This is a genomic window from Lutibacter sp. Hel_I_33_5, from assembly GCF_007827455.1.
Lineage (GTDB): Bacteria > Bacteroidota > Bacteroidia > Flavobacteriales > Flavobacteriaceae > Polaribacter.
This window is the reverse complement of record NZ_VISM01000001.1, coordinates 979,840-1,002,030: the sequence shown is the minus strand read 5'-3', so window position 1 is coordinate 1,002,030 and position 22,191 is coordinate 979,840. Positions and strand designations below refer to the sequence as shown.

The 22,191-nt window shown below is 30.2% G+C and carries 32 protein-coding genes, 1 tRNA gene and 1 pseudogene; 31 read left to right on the top strand and 3 right to left on the bottom strand.

What is annotated here, in order from left to right:
- The first annotated feature begins 17 nt into the window (after positions 1-17).
- The 4 genes from kduI to OD91_RS04400 all read left to right on the top strand — a co-directional run bounded on the left by kduI (position 18) and on the right by OD91_RS04400 (position 4,587).
- On the top strand, positions 18-860 hold the full coding sequence (gene kduI / locus OD91_RS04415; RefSeq protein WP_144895183.1) for a 5-dehydro-4-deoxy-D-glucuronate isomerase: 843 nt from the start codon (positions 18-20) through the stop codon (positions 858-860).
- 15 nt (positions 861-875) lie between these two features.
- On the top strand, positions 876-1,664 hold the full coding sequence (locus OD91_RS04410) for a gluconate 5-dehydrogenase (protein WP_144895182.1): 789 nt from the start codon (positions 876-878) through the stop codon (positions 1,662-1,664).
- A gap of 17 nt (positions 1,665-1,681) precedes the next feature.
- Complete coding sequence (locus OD91_RS04405; protein ID WP_255513175.1) at positions 1,682-2,854, top strand: DUF4861 family protein; 1,173 nt, start codon at positions 1,682-1,684, stop codon at positions 2,852-2,854.
- Between the two features lie 182 nt (positions 2,855-3,036).
- A complete protein-coding gene (locus tag OD91_RS04400; protein ID WP_144895180.1) occupies positions 3,037-4,587 on the top strand; it encodes an arylsulfatase in 1,551 nt (516 codons plus the stop codon).
- A 63-nt stretch (positions 4,588-4,650) separates the two neighbouring features.
- Here OD91_RS04400 and OD91_RS04395 read toward each other — a convergent pair whose 3' ends face one another.
- Positions 4,651-5,340, bottom strand: a complete 690-nt coding sequence (locus OD91_RS04395) for a DUF6250 domain-containing protein (protein WP_144895179.1) — start codon at positions 5,338-5,340, stop codon at positions 4,651-4,653.
- A 206-nt stretch (positions 5,341-5,546) separates the two neighbouring features.
- Between OD91_RS04395 and OD91_RS04390 the strand changes: the two genes are divergently transcribed.
- The 5 genes and pseudogenes from OD91_RS04390 to OD91_RS04375 all read left to right on the top strand — a co-directional run bounded on the left by OD91_RS04390 (position 5,547) and on the right by OD91_RS04375 (position 9,973).
- Positions 5,547-7,055, top strand: coding sequence for a sulfatase (locus OD91_RS04390; protein ID WP_144895178.1), 1,509 nt, complete (start codon positions 5,547-5,549; stop codon positions 7,053-7,055).
- 8 nt (positions 7,056-7,063) lie between these two features.
- Positions 7,064-7,936, top strand: coding sequence for a sulfatase-like hydrolase/transferase (locus tag OD91_RS13580; RefSeq protein WP_222428669.1), 873 nt, complete (start codon positions 7,064-7,066; stop codon positions 7,934-7,936).
- Between the two features lie 90 nt (positions 7,937-8,026).
- Positions 8,027-8,488: pseudogene (locus tag OD91_RS13575) on the top strand (sulfatase/phosphatase domain-containing protein); the annotation flags it as partial.
- Positions 8,489-8,579: 91 nt separating this feature from the next.
- Positions 8,580-8,653 (top strand) — tRNA-Arg (locus OD91_RS04380).
- Between the two features lie 135 nt (positions 8,654-8,788).
- Complete coding sequence (locus OD91_RS04375) at positions 8,789-9,973, top strand: site-specific integrase (protein WP_144895177.1); 1,185 nt, start codon at positions 8,789-8,791, stop codon at positions 9,971-9,973.
- Here OD91_RS04375 and OD91_RS04370 read toward each other — a convergent pair whose 3' ends face one another.
- Positions 9,974-10,492, bottom strand: a complete 519-nt coding sequence (locus OD91_RS04370; RefSeq protein WP_144895176.1) for a hypothetical protein — start codon at positions 10,490-10,492, stop codon at positions 9,974-9,976.
- Positions 10,493-10,657: 165 nt separating this feature from the next.
- On the opposite strand from OD91_RS04370, the gene OD91_RS04365 reads away from it, so the two are divergent.
- From OD91_RS04365 to OD91_RS13470, 3 genes are all read left to right on the top strand, one after another.
- Positions 10,658-11,299 carry a response regulator transcription factor gene (locus OD91_RS04365; protein ID WP_144895175.1) on the top strand — a complete coding sequence of 214 codons (642 nt, stop codon included), beginning with the start codon at positions 10,658-10,660 and terminating at the stop codon, positions 11,297-11,299.
- A gap of 199 nt (positions 11,300-11,498) precedes the next feature.
- Positions 11,499-12,236 (top strand): hypothetical protein, encoded by a 738-nt coding sequence (locus OD91_RS04360; RefSeq protein ID WP_144895174.1) that lies wholly within the window; start codon positions 11,499-11,501, stop codon positions 12,234-12,236.
- A 22-nt stretch (positions 12,237-12,258) separates the two neighbouring features.
- Positions 12,259-12,411, top strand: coding sequence for a hypothetical protein (locus OD91_RS13470; RefSeq protein WP_186434405.1), 153 nt, complete (start codon positions 12,259-12,261; stop codon positions 12,409-12,411).
- On the opposite strand, the gene OD91_RS04355 is transcribed toward OD91_RS13470, so the two are convergent.
- On the bottom strand, positions 12,398-12,841 hold the full coding sequence (locus tag OD91_RS04355) for a helix-turn-helix domain-containing protein (RefSeq protein WP_144895173.1): 444 nt from the start codon (positions 12,839-12,841) through the stop codon (positions 12,398-12,400). The genes OD91_RS13470 and OD91_RS04355 overlap by 14 nt on opposite strands.
- A gap of 143 nt (positions 12,842-12,984) precedes the next feature.
- Here OD91_RS04355 and OD91_RS13465 point away from each other — a divergent pair, with 143 nt between their 5' ends.
- The 19 genes from OD91_RS13465 (at position 12,985) to OD91_RS04280 (ending at position 22,142) form a co-directional block, all read left to right on the top strand.
- On the top strand, positions 12,985-13,149 hold the full coding sequence (locus OD91_RS13465) for a hypothetical protein (RefSeq protein WP_186434404.1): 165 nt from the start codon (positions 12,985-12,987) through the stop codon (positions 13,147-13,149).
- Positions 13,118-13,450, top strand: a complete 333-nt coding sequence (locus tag OD91_RS04350) for a response regulator transcription factor (protein ID WP_144895172.1) — start codon at positions 13,118-13,120, stop codon at positions 13,448-13,450. Before OD91_RS13465 ends, OD91_RS04350 begins: the two co-directional genes overlap by 32 nt.
- Complete coding sequence (locus OD91_RS04345) at positions 13,437-13,655, top strand: hypothetical protein (protein WP_144895171.1); 219 nt, start codon at positions 13,437-13,439, stop codon at positions 13,653-13,655. Before OD91_RS04350 ends, OD91_RS04345 begins: the two co-directional genes overlap by 14 nt.
- A complete protein-coding gene (locus OD91_RS04340) occupies positions 13,648-13,950 on the top strand; it encodes a hypothetical protein (protein WP_144895170.1) in 303 nt (100 codons plus the stop codon). Before OD91_RS04345 ends, OD91_RS04340 begins: the two co-directional genes overlap by 8 nt.
- Entirely contained in the window at positions 13,950-14,126 is a 177-nt protein-coding gene (locus tag OD91_RS13460) for a hypothetical protein (protein WP_186434403.1), read from the top strand. The genes OD91_RS04340 and OD91_RS13460 overlap by 1 nt, the downstream gene beginning before the upstream one ends.
- Entirely contained in the window at positions 14,123-14,356 is a 234-nt protein-coding gene (locus tag OD91_RS04335; protein WP_144895169.1) for a hypothetical protein, read from the top strand. The genes OD91_RS13460 and OD91_RS04335 overlap by 4 nt, the downstream gene beginning before the upstream one ends.
- Entirely contained in the window at positions 14,343-14,507 is a 165-nt protein-coding gene (locus OD91_RS13455) for a hypothetical protein (protein WP_186434402.1), read from the top strand. Before OD91_RS04335 ends, OD91_RS13455 begins: the two co-directional genes overlap by 14 nt.
- Positions 14,504-14,776, top strand: coding sequence for a hypothetical protein (locus OD91_RS04330; RefSeq protein WP_144895168.1), 273 nt, complete (start codon positions 14,504-14,506; stop codon positions 14,774-14,776). The genes OD91_RS13455 and OD91_RS04330 overlap by 4 nt, the downstream gene beginning before the upstream one ends.
- Position 14,777: 1 nt before the next feature.
- A complete protein-coding gene (locus tag OD91_RS04325; protein ID WP_144895167.1) occupies positions 14,778-14,987 on the top strand; it encodes a hypothetical protein in 210 nt (69 codons plus the stop codon).
- A complete protein-coding gene (locus OD91_RS04320) occupies positions 14,984-15,949 on the top strand; it encodes a hypothetical protein (RefSeq protein WP_144895166.1) in 966 nt (321 codons plus the stop codon). The genes OD91_RS04325 and OD91_RS04320 overlap by 4 nt, the downstream gene beginning before the upstream one ends.
- Positions 15,950-16,417, top strand: coding sequence for a hypothetical protein (locus OD91_RS04315; protein WP_144895165.1), 468 nt, complete (start codon positions 15,950-15,952; stop codon positions 16,415-16,417).
- Positions 16,408-17,223, top strand: coding sequence for an AAA family ATPase (locus OD91_RS04310; protein WP_144895164.1), 816 nt, complete (start codon positions 16,408-16,410; stop codon positions 17,221-17,223). The genes OD91_RS04315 and OD91_RS04310 overlap by 10 nt, the downstream gene beginning before the upstream one ends.
- Positions 17,224-17,475, top strand: coding sequence for a hypothetical protein (locus tag OD91_RS04305; RefSeq protein WP_144895163.1), 252 nt, complete (start codon positions 17,224-17,226; stop codon positions 17,473-17,475).
- Positions 17,453-17,770, top strand: coding sequence for an HNH endonuclease (locus OD91_RS04300; protein ID WP_144895162.1), 318 nt, complete (start codon positions 17,453-17,455; stop codon positions 17,768-17,770). The genes OD91_RS04305 and OD91_RS04300 overlap by 23 nt, the downstream gene beginning before the upstream one ends.
- A gap of 116 nt (positions 17,771-17,886) precedes the next feature.
- Entirely contained in the window at positions 17,887-18,384 is a 498-nt protein-coding gene (locus tag OD91_RS04295; protein ID WP_144895161.1) for a P27 family phage terminase small subunit, read from the top strand.
- 80 nt (positions 18,385-18,464) lie between these two features.
- The gene (locus tag OD91_RS13450) at positions 18,465-18,635 is read left to right on the top strand and encodes a hypothetical protein (RefSeq protein WP_186434401.1); all 171 of its coding nucleotides are present in this window, start codon (positions 18,465-18,467) and stop codon (positions 18,633-18,635) included.
- Positions 18,636-20,372: a terminase large subunit gene (locus OD91_RS04290; RefSeq protein WP_144895160.1), complete on the top strand. Its 1,737-nt coding sequence runs from the start codon at positions 18,636-18,638 to the stop codon at positions 20,370-20,372.
- 54 nt (positions 20,373-20,426) lie between these two features.
- Complete coding sequence (locus tag OD91_RS04285) at positions 20,427-20,753, top strand: hypothetical protein (protein ID WP_144895159.1); 327 nt, start codon at positions 20,427-20,429, stop codon at positions 20,751-20,753.
- Between the two features lie 150 nt (positions 20,754-20,903).
- Positions 20,904-22,142 carry a DNA cytosine methyltransferase gene (locus tag OD91_RS04280; RefSeq protein WP_144895158.1) on the top strand — a complete coding sequence of 413 codons (1,239 nt, stop codon included), beginning with the start codon at positions 20,904-20,906 and terminating at the stop codon, positions 22,140-22,142.
- Positions 22,143-22,191: the final 49 nt, after the last annotated feature.

Genomic DNA, 22,191 nt, shown 5'->3' with positions numbered 1-22,191 from the left:
TCATTGTCAATATTAATATGAAAACAAATTACAGTACTAGATATGCAGCATCACCAAAAGATGTAAAATCTTATGATACAACAAGATTAAGAGAAGAATTTTTAATAGATAATTTAATGGAGTTGGATGCTATTAATTTAGTATACACGCATTACGATAGATATATCGCAGGTAGTGCTGTTCCAACAAGTACTCCTTTAAATTTAGAAACAATTGATCCATTAAAAGCATCTTACTTTTTGGAAAGAAGAGAGTTAGGTATTATTAATATTGGTGAAAGTGGTTCAGTTTCTGTAGATGGAACAGTTTATAATTTATCACACAGAGAAGCATTGTATGTTGGGTCAGGAAATAAAGAAGTTATATTTTCAAGTGATGACGCAAGTAATCCAGCAAAGTTTTATTTAAATTCAGCTCCAGCACATAAAGAATATCCAGTCAAAAAAATTGGAACAGATGATGTTGAAGTTATCGAATTAGGATCACCAGAAACTGCAAATGCAAGAACATTAAGAAAATATATTGTAAATAGTGTTGTTGATGTTTGTCAATTACAAATGGGTATGACTACTTTAAAAACAGGTAGTTCTTGGAATACAATGCCAGCACATGTACATGATAGAAGAATGGAAGTATATTTCTATTTTGAAATTGATGCAGATCAAGCAGTATGTCACTTTATGGGAGAACCAACTGAAACTAGACACATTTGGATGACAAATGATCAAGCAGTAATTTCTCCACCATGGTCAATTCACTCAGGATCAGGAACTAGTTCTTATAGTTTTATTTGGGGAATGGCAGGAGAAAACTTAGATTATGGTGATATGGATCACTGTAAAACAAACGAATTAAAATAATAAAAAATAAAGAATATGTCAGTTAACTTATTTGATTTAACAGGGAAAGTAGCATTAGTTACAGGAGCAGTTCATGGTTTAGGAATGGCTATGGCAAAAGGATTAGGAAATGCTGGAGCAACAATTGTTGTGAATAATTTTTCTAAGGATGCATTAGAAGAAGCTGTTGCAGAATATAAAGCTTGTGGTTTAAACGCTTATGGATATGTGTTTGATGTAACTGATGAAAAAGCAGTTATATCAGCCATCGAAAAAATTGAGAAAGAAGTTGGTAATATTGATATTTTAGTAAATAATGCTGGTATTATAAAAAGAACACCAATTGTTGATATGGAAGTTGCAGATTTTAAAGCTGTAGTTGATGTAGATCTTGTTGGGCCATTTATTGTCTCTAAAAATGTAGTGAAAGGAATGATTGAAAGAGGTGGTGGTAAAATTATTAACATCTGTTCTATGATGAGTGAGCTAGGTAGAGATACCGTAAGTGCTTATGCAGCTGCAAAAGGAGGTTTAAAAATGTTAACTAAAAGTATGGCTACAGAATGGGCAAAATTTAATATACAAACCAACGGAATTGGTCCAGGGTATTTTGCAACAAGTCAAACTGCACCGATAAGAGTTGATGGTCATCCTTTTAATGAATTTATTATCAAAAGGACTCCAGCTGCACGTTGGGGAGCTCCAGAAGACTTACAAGGTGCTGCAATTTTTTTAAGTTCTAAAGCAAGTGATTTTGTAAATGGTCATGTTGTTTATGTAGATGGTGGAATTTTAGCGACTATCGGTAAACCAGCAAATGAATAATAATTAAAATATATATGATGAATACTATTAAAACTATTTTATGTTTAGTGTTAGTTGGTGTTTTTACTTCTTGTTCGCAAAAAGAAAATACTTCTATTACAATTAAAAACACATTAGATGTTGATAAATCTTTTGAAACAGTTGAGTTGTCAAAAGATGATTTAAAAGTAGAAGATTTAACAACTGTTGGTATTCGTGATGTAAAATCAGGTGATTTACAAGTTACACAAACTGTTGATAATGATGGTGATGGAGTTGTAGATCAAATTTTATTTCAGCCTAAAGTTTCTGCAAATTCTGAATCAGAGTTTGAAGTTGTAACTATTAAGGGAGAAGAAAAACCATCTTCAATTGAATATTGTTTTTCTCGTTTTGTTCCTGAAAGAACAGATGATTATACTTGGGAAAATGATAGAGTTGCTTTTCGTGTTTACGGACCAACAGCTCAGAAAATGATTGAAGATAACGTTCCTGGAGGAACACTTTCTAGTGGTGTAGATCCTTGGTTAAAAAAAGTGGATTATCCTATTATCAATAAATGGTATAAAGAATATGTAGATGGAACTGGGTCGTATCATGAAGATACTGGTGAAGGTTTAGATAATTTTCATGTAGGGATTAGTCGTGGAGCTGGAGGAATCGCTGTAAAAGTTGATACAACATATTATTTTTCTAAGAACTATGTAAAATGGAGAACCATCACTACTGGTCCATTAAGAACTAGTTTTTCTTTAGAATATGGAGATTGGAAAGCAGGAGAATCAACAATAAAAGAATCTAAAATTATTAGTTTAGATAAAGGAAGTAATTTTTCTAAATTCGAAACAACTATTATCGGATCAGATAATATTTCTGCTGGATTAACACTGCATGAAAAAGATGGTGTTGTAAATAGTAACAAAGAAAACGGTTGGGTAAGCTATTGGCAACCTCATGCAGATTCTGAATTAGGAACTGCTATTATTGCTTTACCATCAACTTTTTTAGATTCTGAAACATATAATGTTGATGCTAAAGATTTAAGTAATGCATATGCAAACTTAAAAGTTGAAAGAAATACGGTTGTTTATTATTCTGGATTTGGATGGAAAGAAAGTGGTCAATTTAAAAATAACCAAGAGTGGGAAAATTATTTAAATGACTTTTCAAAAAAGAAGCAAACACCTTTAATTGTTAAGATTAATAATTAATTGCTTTATTCTTTTTGTTAAATGAAAAGCAAACTCATTTTGTGCCAGTTATAAGATTTCTTAAAGAATGAATGTAAATAACGACATATAAAATTTAGATATAAGTGCGGTTTTTTGATAAAAGCCGCATTTTTTTTTGAAGTTAAATTAATTCTTTTATTAATAAAATAATCAATAAATAGATGGATACATTTATAAAAAAAACATTTTTTCTACTATTAATTTCTTCAATTTTCATCCATTGCAAGACAGATAAAAAGATAATAGACAATAATCAAAAACCAAACATCGTAATTATTTATGCAGATGATTTAGGTTATGGTGACATAGGAATAAACGGAACATCAGAAATTAAGACACCAAACATTGATGCTTTAGCAAATGGAGGAGTTCGTTTTACAAACGGATATGCAACTTCTGCAACCTGTACACCAAGTAGATATGCTTTATTAACAGGAGTATATCCTTGGAAAAATAAAAAAGCAAAAATTTTACCAGGTACAGCACCATTGATTATTAAAACGGATCAAATGACAATTCCTAAAATGCTTAAAAAAGAAGGGTATCATACAGGGATTGTAGGTAAATGGCATTTAGGTCTTGGAAGTGGACATGTAAATTGGAATGAAAAGGTAACTCCTGGTCCAAATGAAGTAGGATTCGATTATTCTTATATTATGGCCGCAACACAAGATAGAGTTCCAACAGTTTACATAGAAAATGGAGATGTTGTTGGTTTGGACCCAAATGATCCTATAGAAATTAATTATGCTAAAAACTTTGAAGGTCAACCGACTGGAAAAGATAATCCAGAATTATTAACTATGAAATGGCATCATGGACATAATAGTTCTATTATAAACGGAATACCCAGAATTGGTTATATGAAAGGTGGTGATGCAGCAAAATGGAGTGATGTTGATATGGCTGATCATTTCTTAAAAGGAGCGCAAGATTATGTTAAGAAAAATAAAAATGAACCTTTCTTTTTATATTATCCTATTCAACAACCCCACGTGCCAAGAACACCACATCCAAGATTTGTTGGTACATCTGGTTTAGGTCCAAGAGGAGATGTTATAGTGGAGGCTGATTGGATTATTGGTGAATTTATTAATACATTAAAAGAAGAAGGGTTATTAGAAAATACCTTAATCGTTTTTTCGAGTGATAATGGGCCAGTTTTAAATGATGGTTATTTTGATGATGCTGTTGAGAAATTAGGAAAACATAAACCATCTGGTTCATTTAGAGGAGGAAAATACAGTTTATTTGAAGCCGGAACTCATATGCCATTTATTACCTATTGGAATGGTAAAATTAAACCATCAGTTTCTGAAGCCTTGGTTTGTCAGATCGATTTATTATCATCTATAGCAAAACTTGTTGGAAGTGATGTTAGAGTTGACGACAGTCAAGAATTATTAGATGTTTTTTTAGGTGAAAGTAAAAAAGGAAGAGAAGATTTAATGATTGAAGCTACATCTAGATTAGCATATAGAAAAGGAGATTGGGTGATGATACCACCATATGAAGGTCCAAAAGTATTAGATCAAGTAGAAATTGAAGTTGGTAATTCTTCTGAATACTTATTATATAATTTAACTAATGATATTGGACAACAAAATAATTTAGCGTCAGTAAATCCAAAAAAATTAGAAGAAATGAAAGCTGGGTTTAAAATGGTTAAAGGAGATGTTGAAACTAAAACAGAACAAATAGAATTAAAATAGAATCCAAAATAACTACCATTCTTTATTAAAAGAGGTTTTCTGAAGTATTAGAAACCTCTTTTTTTATGGTTTTGTCACCTTAAAATTATCAATTCTTTGATGATTTTTATAAGACCTAAACCCAAAATATCCAGAAGTGTATATAGTGTCTTCTTTAATATTATATATTAATAAATCATTACAATAGAACTGGGTGTTTTCTTTAGTAACGACAATCTTTATTTTATTCTTTTTATTTGGTGTGATTAAAAATTTTGAATCGGTTAAATCGTGTTCTGGTTTAAGAGGTCTGTCTCCATTTCCAAAATATTTCCTAAATCTAGTTTTAGTATTGTTGTGTCCACCCATACCAACATAATACAAACTGTGTGAAAAATATTCTTTAAAAACCCCACCACGTTTTTCTGAGTTTTTAAAGAAATCATTTGGGTTTTCTGGATCATTTGCCATCCAAAAACAATTCATATCAGCAATTCTATCATGCTTGTTACCCTTATCTATTATGGTTACTTCGTAACTAATTGTAATGGGAACTGTTAATTTTTCTTTAAACCAAATTACAGCACCATTTCCTTGTGAAATATCAAGTTTATTGTCTAGTATTTTTACTGTTCCATCTTTCATTTGTTCTACAACCCAACTATCAATATTATTTTCAAAATTATCAGAATAAATAATTTCTTTAGTTTGTATATCTTTACAAGAAATTGAAATTATCATTGAAAATAAAAAAAAGATTTTAGAATATTTCATATCTATATTATTGTTGAAAATTTAATAAATAATATTACTGTAAATATTTTTAAGAAAAAAAGAAACAGGCAAAACAAATTGATTACCCCCCCCCTAATTTTGAACATTATTATTGTTTTACTTTATTTTAAGAACATATATTTATGAAAGTCAGCTACTTGAAAAGTTAAAAGTGATATTCAAAGTAATTTTTAACCAAACTAATTATGAAGTATTTTATTTCTGCTGTTTTTTTTATTTCTTTTTTTATTTCTTGCATACCAAAAAAAGAAAGTATAAAAGGCAAAATTGCTACAAATAAACCTAATATTTTATTTATTTCTGTTGATGACCTTAATGATTGGTCTGGGTTTTTAAAAAACTTTCCAAATGTTAAAACGCCAAACATTGATAATTTAGCATCAAAAGGAATGGCTTTTACCAACGCGCATTGTCAAGCGCCAATTTGTGCACCTTCTAGAGCTTCTTTGTTTTCAGGACTTTATCCTCATACAACAGGGCTGTATTATCAATTTACTGATAAAGATTTAAAAGTTGAAAATAAAGCAATTCAAAAAACGAAATATTTACCAGATTATCTAGAAGATAACGGATACAAAACATTAGCAGTTGGTAAAGTATTTCATAATGGTGATGAAAATGGAGTGTTTCAAGAATATGGCGGCATATTTCCTAAAATGAAATTTGGCCCATTTTTTAAAAACAGAAAACGTCAGAATTATAATCCAGCATGGTTTCCTAAAAAAAGAGGGAATACAGTAACAGATTGGGCGCCAATGGATTTACCCGATTCTACTATGACAGATTACAAAATTGCTGATTGGGCAATAAATGAACTTGATAAAAAACATGAAAAACCTTTTTTTATGGCGGTAGGTTTTGTTAGACCACACGTGCCTTGGTATGTCCCAAAAAAATGGTTTGATTTGTTTAAAGATGATGATATTAAAGTACCACCATATAAAGCTAATGATTATGATGATATTCCAGAAATTTCAAAAAAGCTACATGAAATTTCTGCCATGCCAGATACAAACTGGTTAATTAAAGAAAATAAATGGAAAGATATGGTGAAATCTTACCTAGCTTGTATGGCTTTTGTAGATGCACAGATTGGAAAGGTTTTGAATAAACTAGAAAAAAGCGAATATAAAAACAATACACTAATTGTTTTATGGTCTGATCATGGATATCATTTAGGAGAAAAAGATAGGACAGCAAAACACTCTCTTTGGGAACGATCAACTCATGTGCCTTTAATATTTGCTGGTAAAGGAATAAAACCAAGTACAAAAACGAATAAACCAGTTGGTTTAATAGATTTGTATCCAACTATACTTGATGCTGCTGGATTACCTAATAATATTCAGAATGAAGGAAATACTTTATTACCTTTAATTAAAGATGAAAAAACAGAATGGAATCATGCAGCACTTACATCTTATGGATACAAAAATGTTTCTTTATTTAAAGGAGATTTTCATTTTATTCAATATAGAGATGGTTCTGGAGAGCTATATAATTTGAAAGATGATCCAAACGAATGGAAGAATTTATTTCTAGATAACCAACATAAAACTATAGTAAATAATTTCAAGAAATTAGTGCCTAATAAACATGCACCGTTATCGAAAGTAAATATGTTAAATGTAAATAAACATATAGATGAAGAACTTAAAGAATTTGGGGCAAAATTAATTTACAAGGACAAATAATTTTATAAATGAAAAAATATTTTATTTTTTTTATTTTAATAATTGCTTTTTTCTGCAAAAAAGAAGAGAAAAAGCAAAATTTTATTTTCATTCTTGTTGATGATTTAGGGTGGACAGATTTAGGGTATTCAGGGAGTACTTTTCATGAGACACCTAACATCGATGCACTAAGAAAAGTTAGAATTCAATTTACAAATGCGTACGCATCAAGCCCAGTTTGTTCGCCAACCAGAGCAGCAATTATGACAGGAAAGCACTCAGCAAGAGTAAATATTACTGATTGGATTCCTGGGTTAAGTTTAAAAAACAAAAAATTGAAAACACCAGAAGATTTATTTGAACTACCTTTAAAAGAAAACACATTAGCAGAATCGTTTAAAAAGAATGGTTATCATACTTTTTTTGCAGGAAAATGGCATTTAGGAAAAGAAGATTTTCATCCTGAACAGCAAGGATTTGATATTAATAAAGGAGGTTACCATAAAGGGAGTCCAAGAGGTGGTTATTATAGTCCTTATGATAATCCAAAATTAAAAGATGGATCTAAGGCAGAGTATTTAACCGATAGGTTAACATCAGAATCAATTCGGTATATAGATTCTATAAAGAAAAATCCATTCTTTTTGTTCTTATCATATTACACTGTTCATACGCCAATAGAAGCAAATAAAAAACACCTTAAAAAGTTTGAAGATAAATTAGCTGCGATTAAAAATACTGATTCAATTTATAAAAAAGAAGGGGCAGGCACAACAACTTTAAAACAACAAAATGCTGAATATGCTTCTATGTTATATGCTTTAGATGAAAATGTTGGAAGAATTGTAAAAAAAATAAAAGATGATGGTTTATATGAAAATACTACAATAATTTTCACTTAAGATAATGGTGGTTTATCGACTGTTTTTTATCATTATAAGAATAAAGGGCCAACAGCACTTTTACTTTTACGAGCAGGGAAAGGTTGGTTATATGAAGGAGGTATTCGAATTCCACTATTAATAAAACCAGCAAATTATTCAGGAAACATTAAAATTATAAAAGAGCCAGTAGTGAGCCATGACTTTTATCCAACTTTACACAAAATGGCAGGCATGAAAATTAAAAATGAAATGATTGATGGGGTAGATATTAGTTCGCTTTTAGAAGAGGGTAAATCTATTAAAAGAAAGGAAATTTATTGGCACTATCCTCATTATCATGGAAGTGGTTGGTTACCAGGTTCTGCTATATGTCAAGGAGATTGGAAATTATTAGAGTTTTATGTAAATCACACAATAGAATTATACAATTTAAAAGATGATATTTCTGAATCTATAGATTTATCCGAGAAATTTCCTGAAAAAGCAATAAGCCTCAAAAAAAGATTACATGAATTGCAAAAATCTATGAATGCAAATACTGTAGAAATCAATGAAAATTTTAATAATTAATTTATTGTTTTTTAGTTTTTAAAATAGTTTAAAAAACTTTGTTTTTTATTATGCTTTTTTGATAGAAATTGTATATTTGCAATCCAAATTAGGGCTCTTAGCTCAGCTGGATAGAGCACCTCCCTTCTAAGGAGGCGGTCAAAGGTTCGAATCCTTTAGGGCTCACATAAGCCATACTAGTGATAGTGTGGCTTTTTGTTGTTTTTTACTTTCTTAAAAAGCAACGCTATAATGTCGGTTTTTGTGGGTTTTTAGGTGTTTTTATTCCTAAAGTGTGTTTTTTTTGTGTATTTTTATGGAATGAAATGTAGGATATTCTTAGATACTAGAACTGCTAATTTACGAAAAAATGGCTATCCTATTGTTGCTTCGGTTTCTTTATCTGGGAAACGTAAATTTATTTCTTTAAAAAAATATTCCTTTTTAGAGGATTGGAATTTAAAAACCGAGCTTCCGAAAACAGATAAACGACTTAGTATTTTAATTCAGAAAAAAAGATTATTGTTAGAAGAATTAGAATATAGTAGTTTTGATGGCAAACAAATAACCTTTGATGATATAAAAGATTTGCTGTTTGGAAATGCTAATATTCAGATGGTGGACTTCTACCTGTTTTACAATCAATTTTTAGGCGGTTTAAAAGAAAATAATAAATTGGCTTCATATGATATTTACACAACAGCGTTAAACCAACTAAAAAAGTTTAGAGCGGTTTTGTTATTTAGTGATCTTAGTTATAGTTTATTAACCGAATTTAAAAACTGGCAACTAGAACTAGGAAATTCAAAAAACACCATTCATACATATTTAAGGAAGTATCGCGCTGTTTATAACGAAGCTGTTAGAAAAAAGGTAATTACCGATACAAAGCCGTTTTCTGGAGTTTTTAAAGGTGTTACTGTAAAAAGTAATAGAACCAAGAAGCGAAATATATCTAAAGGGTCTATTGTTTTATTAGAGACTGCTAAATTTCTTACAAAAGCGCAACAACGTTCGGTTGATTTTTGGTTGTTGATGTTTTACTTTGGCGGCCAGGATTTAAAAGATGTGTATTTTTTAAAAAATAAGTATGTAGCTAAAGATAGGGTCTTTTTTGTGCGTGGTAAATTAGATGATGGTGGGTATCAATTCGACTTAAAAATAACACCTGCGGCGAGAAAAATTATAAAGAAGTATAATGTACCTGGTGAGTATTTATTTGGCTGGAGAAAAGATTATAAAGGGTATAAAACGTTCTATAACAACTTGCGACAAGATTTAATTGATGTACAGAAAAAGTTAGAAATAGAAGTGTTGCCTTTAGGTGGTAATTTATCTGTAAAGGTTGCTAGGCATACTTTTGGTACGCTTGGTAAACGTTTATTTATTGATCCAGATTTGTTACGTGAATTAATGGGGCATGAGCGCGATGATGTTGATACTATCTATAAAGATACACACCCGCAAGAAGTGCGTGATGAAGCGCATCTTAAAATTATTGGTTAATTACCAATCATCTTTTTTTTCTTCTTTTATAGTGAATTTACTATTAATAATAGAGTCTAATTTTTTTAGTAGTCTGTTATTTCTTTTAGAATTTTTAATCTGATTTTTTTTTATAACGTTGTTTTGTAAGGGGTAGTCTTGTTTATTTTGAACACCATATACTTGTATTGTAGGACCTCTAAAATAAATATCTTTTAATGTTACTCTAAATTTATTTGACTTTATTTCTATTTTACAAAAACCATCAAATCCGAAAGTGGCGAAATATGGGTGGTTTTTTACAACTCTTTTTTGAGTGTTTACAGTTCGTCCTGTAAAAGAAGTTTTTAATTTTTTTAATGTAGAGGAAAATTCTGTTGTTGCTAAGTGACTGTTAATTTTAGAGCTGTCTATATTTGTAAATACCTTTTGCCATGTGATCTGTTTTTCTATTAATTTAAAATTATAAAGGCTATCTAAATATTTTTGGCTAAATAAGCTGCTGGATATTAATAGTAAGAGAAGCGGTATTTTTTTCATAGCATTTTATTTGATAGTAAAAATACAAAAACTTCATTAAGTGTACAAAAACAGGTAAAAACACCTACTGTTTTAGTAAAAATTAACACAAATATCATCATTTCGTCTAGTTTTTTATTTAAAAATCATTCTTAATTTTACACTTGAGAAAAAGTTAAAAGTTGTATGGATGTATTTATTGCTGATGATCACGATTTAGTTATCGATGGTTTTAAAAGGATTTTTGAAGAAACTGCTATTGATGTAGTTGGTTGTTGCTTAAATGGTAAAGAGTTATTAAAGTGGTTGCATCTAAATTCTGCAGATGTAGTGGTGCTGGATATAGAAATGCCAGAAATGGGTGGTATTGAAGTGTTGGAGTATCTGAAAAAACATAATCTACGCCATAGAATTGTGGTGCTTTCTGGGTTTTTAGATTATGGTTTACTTGAAGCTATAATGGATTTAGGGGTAATGGGGTACGTTACCAAAAACGATTTAGCGGTAAATATTGTAGATGCAGTTGAAGCAGTTGGTAATGATTCCTGGTACTTTTCTAATGAAGTGAGGGCTATGTTAGAGCTTGTTGGGTTTGAAAAAAACACCCGAAGTAAAAAAGCAAGGGAAATGTTAAATAAAACATTAACGAAGCGAGAAATGAATATTATAAATGCTATTGTTAATGAAGTGCCTACTGTAGAAATTGCAGAGGATATGAAAACTACAGAATCTACAGTTAGATCAAGAACGGAAGTAATAAGAAATAAAATAGGGGTAAAAAATAATGTAGGCTTAGCGATGCGCTTTGCTTTTTTAAGAGAAAAATAAATTAACTAACATACAGACAAATTACATTGCTATTTAACATGGCTTAGAATTATTTTGCTTATTTTTAAGGTTCAAAAATCTTAAAAAATAAGTATTATGAAAAAATTCTTAAAAGCATTTATTGTTGTAGCAATAACAGGACTATTTATTGGTTGTGGTAATTTATCTGTTAAAAATGACGACTATGAATCGACAATTATTGAAGCGGATATTCAAGGGACGGAGCAGGACGACGCATCAAACCCAAACAATCCAGGAACAAACGACCCGAAAGGCCCGAGTTAGAAATAAACTTGCACCATACTTAATAGCTGTTATTTGTTTAACATCTTTTTACTCATTTGAGTTTTTACCGAACTTTAGTGATAGGTATAATAGTGCCTTAACTGAATATAATTTAGCAGAAAAAAAGAATAAAGCAGCTTTAAAAATTGTAAAAGATAATGCTAAGGGAACTGTTGCTGGAGATGCTTATGCTGCAACCTATGCTGTAGCATTAGAAAAATGGAATACGTTTAAAATGGCTAAAAAAGATGAGCGTGTTTTTGCTTTTAAATCGTTGCAGTTGTTTTTAGGGGAATTTGGTCCCATGTTTTGCTTTTTTGTTTATGCAATGTTTATGCTAGTTCGTTCATTTAAATTTGATAAAGAGAATATAGCTTTAAAAATACTTCATGGTTTAATTATTTCTGGTACAATCTTCTATTTTTTATGGATGTTTGAAATGAGTGATTTTCCTAGAATAATTTATTATTTAATGACACTAATTTCTGCAACAATTGTGGTTTGGATGGTGTGGTTGGTAAAAAGATTCACAGAATCTAAAGTATCTAAACTAGAACAACAACGTAAAGAAATAGCAAAATTTGTGTATCTGCATACCAAACCAGAGGCGCGAGAAAAAATGCTAGACCTATTAGAAAAAAACCTAAAATAATAACTAAAAACTACTGCTATGTATGAGTTATCAAGTACTACTCAATATACTGAACTACCAACAAGAAAAACACGAATTTAGTTTTTTTGAGCGTAAGAAAATTAGAAAAAAATATAGAGAGCAATTAAATAAGTCTAAAGAAGATGTAGTAAAAGATTTAATTAATTCTTTGTAAGATGTTTTTTTAATAATTTTTCTAAATCTTCTTCTTGATTTAGAATAATGTTTCCTAACGCGTTACTAATTAACTCAATTTTCTTATGTATAATGTTTAGTTTATCATCTATTTTTAAACTATCAAAATCTGGGTAGGGTGATATTTTTTCTGCAACTATATTTAGTTGCCTCCTTGCTTCGGTAGTATATTCTTTTCTTACTTCAATATCACCTGTAGTTCCTGCGATTGATTTTTCTAAGTCATTTAATAAGATTTCTAGTGTTTTTTGTTTTGGGGTTTTGTTTTCTCCTGAGAAAATTTTATTAACTGAGCTAGAAGATATTGAACTCACTTTTCCGAGTTCATAGGCGGAAATATTATTTTTTCTTGCTAATTCTATTAAATAATTTATTAAATCTTGTTTTTTATTTAATTGATTTTCAGGCATATAAATATTTATTTAAATTAAATATACTATATTATAGTGTATTATAGTATATTTTAATATATATTTGAACTGTAAACAAACAGCTTTCAAATATATACAATAATATATAGCTTTAATAAACTACACTATAAAATACTATATAAATGGTAGAAATAAAAGAAAAAAAATTACTGACGTTAGATTCGTCACTTGCGGATAAAATTAGAGAAAAAGCAGTTAAAGAAAATCGTTCCTTCTCTAATATGGTGGTAACAATTTTAATAAACAGTTTTAAGGATGATAAAGCAACTTACAAAACAAGAAAATAAGATTGCGGAGTTAATTTCGTTTGGGTACTCTGAAAAAGAAATTGCAGCGCAATTATTTATTGCAACTAGTACGGTGCATACACATGCAAAGAATATCCGTAAAAAAATAGATGCACGTTCTGCAGTAGATGTAACAAGATTTTACATTTTACAGAACCCTGTAAAATTCTTTTTATCGATGTTCTTTTTGGTGGTGCAGTCTTTTATGATTGCTACAACAAGCGATTATGATATGCGTAAACCAAGAAATCAAAAAACAGCAAGAAAAACAGTTAGAGTTAGAAGGAATGAGCTTACATAAATCATTAATAAAAAAGCGTTACGCTATACAAAGGGGATTTTACAAACTAGGTTTTAGAGGTAGAACCGCATTCTTTAATGTTTGTAAAAGTATAGATGTAACGCTTAGTGATTTTGAATTACTAAATTTTTATGACCATGGTAAATCATCACCTGGTTTAGTTACAAGACTAGAAGAAATACTAGACACTTTACAATATGAGTAGTATAAACGTAATATCTATAGATGAAATAGAAAACAGGGGTTTGGTGTTGATTGATAAAAATCAATTACTAAATCTGTTGGTAGAAGTAAATATTAAAACTTCTGTAGATAAACGTGTAAAATGGATAGACAGAAAAACGGCTATTGCAAAATATGGTGTTACTGTAGATTGGTTGCAAAAAAATGAATTAAACCCTAATTCTGTTTTAAAGGTGATGCATGGAAAAGGTAGAACTTCAAAGAAAAAATACAACGAACAATCGTTAATAGACGAGCAAAACAGACTAGCTATATAATGAGATTTTTAGGTACAAATAGTAAAGGTGAGCGTGTGTATGTGATGCAAGATTCTAACCTAACATGTAGAATTGGTAATGTACGTGCAAGAAAATGTGATCCGTTAAAAATTTGTATTCCTGTAGATGTTTTTGATCAGTTAGAAAAATGTAAAAAATGCGATAAAGTGATATGAGTGAGGTTGTGGACTTTTCTAAAGGTGATTTTAACGAAAATGATTGTATAGATGCGCTAAGTGATATACAGGCTAAGTATAAGAGATTAGATAAACCAAGTGAGTTATTGCAGTATTATAATGAAGTAGCTGCGCTGTTTAGAGGTGTATATAATGTGGGTGTAGATAATGGGTTTTTAATCTTCGAAAAAGCAACAGAAAAAGTTAAAGAAATAAATGGAAGCGCCTAAACAAATAACGTTACATGATGTGGTAGAAGGTAGAATACATCCAGTATTAGGATATTATTTACCTAAACGAAAGCACAACGCCACGGAAGTGTATAAAACGTACAGTATAAAAATGCAAAAACCTAATCAATTTAGAAATCATAAAGTATGAAACAACCAAGAAAGTGTTTAAATCTAATACTTAAAAAGTATGAGAAATCAGATGATAAAAGAGCCGTTTTAAAAGTGTATTTAACGGTGGTTATGCTGCATAATAGTATTGCAGAAACGGCTAAATTTTTTAAGTTATCAGATAAAAAAGTAGTATCTGCAGTTACCGTTTGTGGTGTTAGATTGCAAAAAGATAGGTTTTTTGAAAAACAACTAAAAGCAATTTTTAATGAGTTCTTTTTTGATAATCAATTAAAGTTAAGCGCATAAAATGCAGACAAAAAAACAATCCTTTTTAGAATCGTTAACAAATACTTTAGTGGGTTTTGTTATCTCATTTGCTGCAACTTTTGTGATATTTCCATTAATGGGTATGCAGGGTTCTGTTGCCAAGAATTTTTTAATAACAGTCTTTTTTACTGTAGTAAGTATTTTAAGAGGTTATGTAATTAGAAGATATTTTAATAGTAAAGTTATATGAGTAGATCGCATTCTTTTTCTCTCGATGTTGCACAGCAATTCAATGTAGATATTGCGTTGCTGTTGCAGCATTTTTGTTTCTGGTATTTAAAAAATAAAGCAGACCATGTTAATTATTATAAAGGTGATTATTGGGTGCGTATGAAAGCAAAGCAATTACACGAGTATTTTCCGTATTTCACACAAAGACAATTAAGGTATTTAGTGGATAAGATGATTGATAAAAAGTTGTTGAAACAAGATGAATTTAACGATAAAAAAAACGACAGGACCAAGTGGTATTCTTTAACTAATTCTGCTAAAAAAATAATGAATATTTCGACTGACAAAAATGTAAGTAACAGTAAAAAATCAGAAGAAAATATACCTACCGAAACACCTCAAATTTTGAGTGACAAAAATGTAAACAACGTAACTCACAAAATTGTCACTCCGACTGACAAAAATGTAACTTCTATATATAAGGAAGTAGATATAGAATATAGATACATCTACTACAAAGAAAAAATACTTTCAAATGAATCTTTATTGGAAGTTGTAGCGATTCAAAATAAAATAAAGATTGTTACTGTAAAAAATAAAATTGATGAGTATGTTTTGTGGTGTAAAAGTCAAGAAGGAAAAAGAAATCATTCAGATTCGGAATTGTTTCAACATTTTCCAGCATGGATGCGTAAACAAAATTTAAAAGATGTTGATTTAGAATTAGAGCTTAATTGGTTTATTGGGGTTTTTAATACAATTTCTAAATCGGAGTTTCAAATAACTGAAAATATAAAAAAGTTGTTTGCTGTTCAGTTTGCGGGTGGATTTACAGGAGATCAGATGGTAAAAGCAGTAACCAATCTGTATTCTAGTTCTGTTAAGAATAAGTTTCATTTACAACACGGATTTAAGTTTGCAACACCAGAATATTTACTAAAAGAAGATAATTTAAACAAGTACTTAAATATTAAGTTTTAAATGAATATTGCTAAAAACATAGAAAACGCTATCTATTTTATTGATGTTATGAAATCAGATTTAGAGACAGTAAAGTCTGCTAAACAAAGAGATTTTAAGATAGATATGATTAATGCTTTTATTGTTTTAATAAATACTATTGAAGCTTTACAGGATCAAAGCAAGTTGTTAAAAGTGATTGATTCTTTGTTGTTGGAGCGAATGTATAGAGATATGTTTAGATATGCTGCAGAAGGTGTTCCAATGCATTTAAGTAGAATCTTTTATGAGATAAGGCAGGATATACAAAATCCATTATCTGCGCAAAAAGAGAAGTTAGTTAGTTTTCTTTTTATGGAAGAACTAACTTATTTGGTTAACAATAACCGATTAACGGATGAAACGGTTAAATCTGCATCTGGTGATGGCTGGAGTGTTTTGGTAGATGAGAAGTTGAATGAATTTAAAGAGGGTATTCAATGGAATTAGTCTCTAAAACTAAACCGCCAGTTGTGGAAGAAACCTTTTTACAATCTGTTTTATCTAAGAGAATTAAATCTACAGATAAGATAAAGCAGAATGAATATCTATTGAAGATTGATAATACAAATAAGTTTTCTAAGGGTAATATATCTGGATGGATTGGTTTAGCTAAATCTAAGAAAACATTTGCGTTAACAATGTTTGTATCTGCTTTAGTGGGTTGTCTGCGGTTGTTTGCAAAGTTTAATGCAAATAGTAAAAACGATGTGTTGTATATAGATACAGAACAAAGTCCAGCAGATGTGCAAAGAGTAACTAAAAGGGTTAAATCTATAGTTGGTAAAGAAGAGGGTTTGTTTATGTATGGTTTACGTCCGTTAAGTCCTAAGCAAAGAATCCAGGCGATAGAATTGTTATTAAAAGAACATAATGGAATAGATGTTTTAGTGGTTGATGGTGTACGTGATTTACTGATGGATATTAATAATGCTGTAGAGTCAACCGAAGTAATGACGTTGCTAATGAAATGGTCTTTTGATTATGATATTCATATTGCAACTGTATTGCATCAAAATAAAGCCGATGGTAATTCTAGGGGTCATATAGGAACTGAATTAAACAATAAAGCAGAGACGATTATTAGAATTACAAAAGATGCTGTTGATGGTAACATTAGTTATGTAGAGGAAGTATTTGGACGTGGAAAAGGTTTTGAGAAGTTTTCTTTTCAAATTTCAGACGATGGTTTACCAGAGGTGATAGAAAGTATTAGTAATAGCGTAAGTGTGGATAAAGCTCCATGGGAAAAATAAATGGCAGTAAGAGAATTACATATAGATATTAATAAAGCAATGAGTATATGTATTAGAAACGGTGTAAAAGTTTCTGCTGTTCCTGTAGGTAAATTGTTTGCTGTAGAAGTAGAAAAAGAGAATAGCGAACCAAAGAGGTATGATGCGTTGGTATCTTCTAAAGGTGTGGCGGCAGCAGTAAGAAAAACTTACATAGCTTGGAGTAAAGCAATATTAAAAGAACAAGAAAATGGCAACAGCACCAACGGTTAAGAGGAAGCCATGGCACGTAGAACGTGTACAGCACCAGAGAACAAAAGATATGCGTTGGTTTTACAACAGTAGAAAGTGGCGCAACTTCTCTAAGGATTATAAGGTTAGGCATCCATGGTGTGTAGATTGTGAGCGCGAAGGTGTTGTTAAGGCTTCTAAGGTAACAGATCATATTAAAACTTATGAGGAGTGCCCAGAAGCATTTGATTTAGATAGGTTAGATGATAAATACTTTCAACCGCAATGTACAAGTCATCATAATAAAAAGTCTGGACGTGAGGCTCATAAAAAGTAAAATAAATAAGGGGTATGGGGTAAAATCACAAGAAGTGAAACCGCCTGTACATCGCCTTGTAGTCAGAAAAATAGTTACAGTAATAATTAGGTAAGGGGGGTATAAACCAATAAGTTATGAGTAAAACAAAATTAGAAATTGCACATAAAAATTCTGAAATTTTAAAACCAGAATCTACAACACCAGAAACGCAAAACTTATATGAGGTTTTAAAAGAATTACCGAAACCAGAATCATCTATGAAGTTGTCAGCTTCACAAAAAAAATGGTGGCTTTGGTTTGGTTATGAATTTGTAAAAACAAACCAAACCACTAAAGTGGATCTTATTCATTTACAACAGGCCGCGTTTTGGATGGATGCAAGATGTAAAGCGATTGCAGAAGTAAATTCTAAAAAAGGAATTGATGGTTTAGTACAAAAGTTTGCTTCTGGCGCAACTAATGTAACTGGTTATGTTTCTATAATTGAAAAAGCTGATAAACATTTGGCAGAAGTTTCTGCACATTTTGGCTTATCAATAAAAGACCGTAAAAAATTAGGTGCGGTAAATTCTGAAAATGATAATCAATTAAGTCTTTTATTTGGCGAAGTAGAAAAAATGTTACACGGGTGATAATAAATAAATAAATATTTATTGGAGTAAATAGATAAACAATTATAAGGGAGTTAAAATAATATTAAATACTAAAAAAAATGAACAGTAAACATTTATATAAACTTACAGATGAAGAAAATGATACAATATTTATGTTAGGAATGTCTTATAGTGATGTATCGAGAAAATTTTTTCATCTGCAAAAAGAAGGTGAAATAGGTTTTAAAAAGTTAATTAAAATAGAATTAATTGAGGAATTTATTTATTAAATGCAGATACCAAAAGACATACAAAATTCAATACCCTTTCAGTATGCGGCTGGTGTAAAATCTGGTAAAATTATTTGTGGTTTACGAATCAAACAAGCAATTGATCGTTTTTATAAATTAATAGAATCTGCAGATGATAAAGGTTATTGGTTGGACCATAAAAAAGGTTTTGCAGTTATTAAGTTTATTGAGAATTTTATTTTTCATACAAAAGGAAAATCCGCAGGCACACCGTTTTTGTTATCACCATATCAACAATTTAGATTTTATAATACGTATGCTTGGCAAACTACAAATGAATCTGGTATATCAATTAGATTGATTAGAAATGTTTATGTAAAAGTGGCTAAGAAAAATGGAAAAACTGCAGAAGAAGCAGCTGATGATTTATTCTTAATGGCTTTTGATCAAGAATATGGTGCAGAAATTTATGTAGGAGCAACAAAGGAAGATCAAGCAAAATTATGTTTTAATCAAGCTAGTGAATTTGTGAATAATAGTTCTACACTTAAAAAGTTAGGGTTTAAGGTTTATCAAAAAGAAATAAAATTTATTCATACAAATAGTTTTATGAAACCTTTAGGTGGTGATTCTAAAACCCAGGATGGTATTAATGCTCATAAATCAACAATAGATGAATACCATGCGCATAAAGATGATTCTGTAAAAGAAAATTTAGAATCTTCATCTGCATCAAGATTGCAACCTCTAACCGTTACAATTACAACCGCAGGAACAAATGTACATGGGGTTTGTAAAAATTTTGAAGATGCTTGTATTAATATTTTAGAAGGTGTTGCAGAAGATGACACTTTTTTGATAATGATACATGATTTAGATAAAAATGATGATTGGGAAAATGAAGATAATTGGATCAAAGCAAATCCAAATTTAGGAGTAACAGTATCATTAGATTTTTTAAGAAAAGAATATTTAAAAGCAAAGAATCAACCAAGTAAAATACCCAATTTCAAAACCAAACACTTAAATATGTGGGTGGATGGAGCGTCTGAATGGATACCCTCAGAATATTGGAATAAATGTATGGTTCCAATTAAGGAAGAAAACTTTGCTTTACTAGGTAATTGTGGCGGTTTAGATTTATCTACAACTACAGATATTACAGCTTTTGCTTTAATGAGTGAGCCAGATGCAGAAGGAATAAGAGATTTAAAAGTTTGGTGCTTTTGTCCTTTAGACACTATAGAGAAAAGAAGTAAAGAAGATAGAGTGCCATATAAATATTGGTCAAACTTAAAAAGAGAAAATACAGTAGATGATAATGACACGTATTTAATAGCTACACCTGGTAATATGGTTGAATATTCAGAAGTAGAAAAGGTAGTTATTAATCAGTATTACAAAAACAAAACAAAACATATAGAATATGATCGTAAATTTTCTGGTTCGTTAGTTCAGAATTTACAAAAAGAGAATATAGAGCTGTCTCCATTTACTCAAACTTTAATGAATTATGCCAGTCCAACAAAAGAGTTTATGCGTTTAATAATGTCTGGAAAATTAAGAGTTGGTAATAATCCTATTTTAAAATGGATGCTTTCTGGTTGTGTTTCAATTACAGATACTAATGAAAATATAAGATTAGATAAATCAAGGTCCACAAAAAGAATAGATGGTATCATCGCTTCAATTATGGCATTGGCTGGCACAATGGGTGTAGAAGAAGTTAAAGAAAGTAAATATAATGATCCAGATGTGCCTATTGTTTTGGGGTAACGCACGTGCATAAGTTTAGTTGCGATAATTAATTACAGAATTAAATAAATACAAATGGAAGAAATAGAATTTTTAAACAGCCTTAAAAGTAAGATGAATATTGGTGCGCCAATAAATGACCTTAAAACACTTATTAACCAACGTAAAATTACACTAACCAAGCAATTAAATTTATGCGATGTTACTAGAACGTTGCAATGGATTGATGCAGAAACTGAAAGACCAAGCGAAAAGCAAGCAATTATATTTATAGATAATGTAGGAATGTTTAAAGGTGTTTTTAGGACCACAAAAAACGGACAGGTTATAGTTGATGGTAATAGCAAAGATATAATTGATTGGGAAGATGTACATGAGTGGGTAAATTATCCAGAACATTAATTGCAATTACTAGTAACGTATATGTACAAGATACGTTGAGGCACGAAATGGATTTTGTACAGTGTTAGATACTGTATGCTAGCGTGGGATAACACGTGTAGTAAAGTGTTGCTTTTCGCAACTGTTTACGATAATAAGAAATAAAGAATTATGAAACCACTAAATGTAGTATCACTTTTTAACGGAATGAGCACAGGTCATCAAGCACTTAAAAACCTTGATATACCAGTAAACAAATATTATTCTAGTGAAATAAAACCATTTGCAATAAAATTAACACAACACCATTTTCCAGACACAATACAATTAGGTAATATTCTTAATTGGAAAGAATGGGATATTGATTGGAAAAGTATTGATTTGGTTTTGAGTGGTTCTCCTTGTAAAGATTTAAGTATTGCCGGAAAGCGAAAAGGAATTAATGGATCTAATAGTGGTTTGTTTTGGGTGTTTATTGAAATATTAAACCATATAAAAACTTTAAACCCTAATGTTATTTTCTTCCAGGAGAATGTAGGTAGTGCTGATAAAAAAGATATTAGGATTATGAGTGATGCTTTAGGTGTTTTACCTGTTAGATATAATTCAAAATTAGTTACTGCACAGCAAAGAGATAGATATTATTGGTCTAATATAAGGGTTTATGAAGATTGGACCGGTTATAAATGGACACATATTCCAGAACCTAAAGACAAAAAAATAATGTTTAAAGATATTATTGAAGATGGTTTTGTAAATAATGAAAAATCACAAGCTTTATTGGAAAGCGAAGCGAAAACTTATGGTTATAAGGACATGGAAAAGTTTACAAACCTTATTAAAAGAAGAGAAGAAGCAGGTAAGCAATTACCAAATATGATTTATGTAGATAAGGAAAAAGCAACTTGTGTTTTAGAATCTGAAAGCAGACCACATAACAACCAAGAAAGTTTAAGGAAACGAAATAAAAAAGGCTTTACAAATATTGTTTACATAGAAAACCAAGAGGTAAGAGTAAAAACAAATACATCTAAAGGTTATGATGTAATGACTGAAAACGATTGTTTAAACTTATCTTTTCCAACTTCTACAACTCGAAGAGGAAGAGTGACAAAAGGTAAAAGCCCATGTTTATTAGCAGGAAATGAGCCTTTATATTCTTTGAAAGATTATACAGTTAGAATATTATCAAAAATCGAATTATTAAGGCTTCAAGGTTTTCCAGATGATTATTGTGATATTTTAAGCAGAAATCATACAGCAAGTTTAGTTGGTGATGGGTGGACTTTACCAATGGTTGAACACTTTTTTAGTTACATACCAGAAGCGATAGAATTAATAAATAAATACAAACCAAGTGAAAGTGAGAACCTTAATAAAACGGAGGTGGAAAAGAATAAATGTGCTTGATAAAGCTCTTTTATTTGGCGGCTGCAAAAAGCGTTGGCAAAGCATATTG